The organism is Wolbachia endosymbiont of Pentalonia nigronervosa, assembly GCF_014534705.1.
Classification (GTDB): Bacteria; Pseudomonadota; Alphaproteobacteria; order Rickettsiales; family Anaplasmataceae; genus Wolbachia.
Map to the genome: position 1 here is coordinate 1 of NZ_JACVWV010000099.1, position 3,177 is coordinate 3,177.

The following is a 3,177-nucleotide window of genomic DNA, read 5'->3' on the forward strand; positions in this document are numbered from 1 at the left end:
TTTGATCGATGTGACTTGCTATTACCCCTATACTTCCTACTCCTGAAGTTCTGCTTACAAAAACCTTTTCAGCGCTTGAAGCAATTGCATATGCAGCAGAGTACGCATCATCATTGGCTATAGCGATAATTTTCTTCTGTGCTCTTGCATTATAGATAAAATCAGCTAGGTCAAATAAACCGCTTACCTCTCCTCCAGGACTGTCTATATCCAAAAGAACTGTTTCAACTTTTTTATCAATTAAAGCTTCTTCTATTTGTACTTGTACTCTTTCATACGATGTCATGCCTAGAAAATCATCAAATGTTCCTGGTTTTTTAGTCAAAATTCCATGAATAGGTATTATTGCTGTTTTTTCTTCTCCTACGCTATTTTTGACAGAATGCTTGAAATTTTTGAAAATTGGCTGTTTTTCCTTATATAGCGATAGCAGCTCAAAACTCCTTGGTTCAAGCATTAACGGCTTATTTAGCAGCATTGTTCCCCCTAGCATCAGAGTCAAAAAATAGGTTGAAAGAATCAGCACGTCTTTGATCTTCTGCTATTTCTTGATCAATTTCCTCAACATCATAACCAAGCTCTGAGACTACTTCTGACCGACTTTTAAAACCATTTCTGACTGCCATCTGTTGTGCTTGTTGGTCTTTTAACGGATCCACCCAATCAAACCCCTGTGCTATCCATTTTACTTCTTTCGATGTTTCGTTAGATATAGCGGAAAGTTTTCCAGATAAGGTAGCAAGTTCTAGCCATCTATTCCACACTGGCCGGCAAAATTGAAAGACCATGATATTATGCTGCAACATCGCACATCTTCTGCGAAACTCTATTAATCCAGCCCGAATTGATGAATAATTTACGTTGGTTAAATCACCCGTCAGTTGTTCATAAGTGATACCCATGCCGATTGCTATAGCTCTTAACTGCTGCCTCATGAATGCTTCGTAACTTCCACCAACATCTGATGGCTCTGAAAATTTAATGTCTTCACCTGGGTCTAAAAGCTGCATTGTTCCTGGTTCTAAACCTGATAATGCTACTCCATGTTCATTACTCTCACCTTCACCCATTATATTTGCTTCTGGATCAAGTCGTGTAACAAACCCGGCAAACATTGCTGCAGTTTTTTTTCTTACCAGCTCTGCATCGTCATATTGATCAAGTTCGTAGAGTTTTAAAAGTACATTTGAAAGCCATGGTTCTCCTCTAATTTGCCCTGGTCTTAAGGGTTTATATATATGAAGTACATCACTTGCTGGTACTCTAACAGATTCTCCAAAAGATTCTCCAAAAGATTCTCCAAAAGATCCTTCTCCTGGATGCTCTCGAAAGAGGTAATACGCTTCTCTCTGCCCAAGTCGGTTAAATTCAATACCATTACGAATAATATTCCCATTTGCAAGTGTTTGATTGCTCTTATTATCCAAATGCTCTGATTCCAGTACTTGTAGCTGCAATGGTACAGAGAATCCATCTTTAGGTTTACGGTTTCTTAGGCGAATAAAACATTCACCACCTTCAATCATACTTCTGCAAATTAGAGCTTGTAATCCATAAAAATCACTTGTTCCACAGCTATCTGCTTCATCTGTCCACTTGAGCCACAATTCTTGAACTTTTTTTCTAAACTCTGCATCTTTAGCTTTTGATTGCGGCTTGATTCCCGTACCAACACAATTTGAAACGATTGTATCAATAATATTTGCTGCATATGGATTTTTTCTCACCATGTCCCGTGATCTACTGCGTAGGTGTTCCAGGTTATGTGAAAGTAAACTATTTATTCCACTCCTTTCTGGCTGCCAGTACATTACTCTTCTTCCTGATCCTGACGCATCCCACGCTGAACTTTGAATTTTTGGTTTTTTGAATAGTTGTTTGAATGTTTTTAAAAGCATTATTTTCCTTTATCTGAAATTTTTGATAACTCAGCTTCTAACTCTTCTATAGTTGGCAGAGCTGTCTTTATATTCTCTGGTAAGTTCTCAGTTATTCGATATTCAGCAAGGCCTATTGGTTTATTCATATCTCGTAGAGCGTATTCAGCCAACACATTATCCTTAGATTTACATAAAATTAAGCCAATGGAAGGATTATCTGTGGAATGTTTTAGCAAATCGTCAACTATTGATAAATAGAAGTTTATCTTACCAGAATGTTCAGGTTCGAACTCAACTGCTTTAATTTCTATTACTACAAAACACCTGAGTTTTAAGTGATAAAACAGAAGATCCAAATAATAATCCTTTTTCCTTACTGTTAAATGATATTGGCGTCCAACAAAAGAAAAGCCTGCTCCAAGTTCCATAAGAAACTTCTCTATATGTGCTACTAATCCTTTCTCTATTTCTCTTTCGTGGGCATCCTTGCCTATGCTTAAAAAATCAAAAATGTATGGATCTTTTAGAGTTTGATTTGCTAAGTCTGATTGTGGAGAAGGCAATTTTTCCTTAAAATTTGTAACTGCTTTACCTTGACGTTTATGAAGATCAAGCTCTATTTGGTGCATTAGAATAGAACGGGACCAGCCATATTCTGAAGCATTTCGCATATAAAAAAGTCTTGCTTCGTGCTCCTTCACTTGATTCATTAGAACAACATGATGATACCATGGTAATTCTATAGCAGCTTGCTGTAGAAATTCAGGGTCTGGATAAAGTTCTGCAAAACGCCTCATATTATGTAGGTTAGCAATACCAAATCCCTTCATTTCTGGGAATACACTTCTCAAATCTTTACTCAATTGATCAATAATTTTTGCACCCCAACCATGTTCCTTTTGGCGTTTTAAGATCTCTGCACCAATATGGTGGTAAAGTAAAATAAGTTTGCTATTTACTGCAAGCGCTGCTTTATAACGATTGGTAGCAATATGTTCTTTCAAATGCTCTAAAAATTCCGTGTACTCTTTTGCTATAATTTTTGCCATTGGTTATCCTTTAAATAGTTTTTACTATTATACAATCCCTTTATCTGTCGCAATAACAATCCTGCGCTTTGGCTTTTGACCTGCAATTTTCAACTCAGACTTAATTCGTTGCCTTAAGCTCAAAAGATCATTTATCTGCACCTCTGCATATCTCACCACATGGTCACCATAAGCAATTGATACCACTCTCCTGCCGTTTTGCAGTTTCTGAATTGCTTGCTCAACTTGAGCTAAATATTCTTCAGTGT

4 protein-coding genes are annotated in these 3,177 nt (G+C 37.0%); all 4 read right to left on the minus strand.

Features of this window, described 5'->3' with window-relative positions; all coding sequences use genetic code 11:
* The coding region (locus IC220_RS06600; RefSeq protein WP_188153674.1) for a S49 family peptidase at window positions 1-478 on the minus strand (478 nt) is incomplete at its 3' end.
* A complete protein-coding gene (locus IC220_RS06605; RefSeq protein ID WP_188153675.1) occupies window positions 465-1,898 on the minus strand; it encodes a phage portal protein in 1,434 nt (477 codons plus the stop codon). The genes IC220_RS06605 and IC220_RS06600, both read right to left, overlap by 14 nt.
* Window positions 1,898-2,929: a PDDEXK nuclease domain-containing protein gene (locus tag IC220_RS06610; RefSeq protein ID WP_188153676.1), complete on the minus strand. Its 1,032-nt coding sequence runs from the start codon at window positions 2,927-2,929 to the stop codon at window positions 1,898-1,900. The genes IC220_RS06605 and IC220_RS06610 overlap by 1 nt, the downstream gene beginning before the upstream one ends.
* Window positions 2,930-2,956: 27 nt before the next feature.
* Window positions 2,957-3,177 (minus strand): gpW family head-tail joining protein (gene gpW / locus IC220_RS06615; protein WP_188153677.1); only part of this gene is annotated, 221 nt, incomplete at its 5' end.

What these genes read in the sequence shown, in the direction of transcription:
- IC220_RS06610 (WP_188153676.1), bottom strand. Translation starts at nt 2,929, where the DNA reads ATGGCAAAAATTATAGCAAAAGAGTACACGGAATTTTTAGAGCATTTG.
- IC220_RS06605 (WP_188153675.1), bottom strand. Translation starts at nt 1,898, where the DNA reads ATGCTTTTAAAAACATTCAAACAACTATTCAAAAAACCAAAAATTCAA.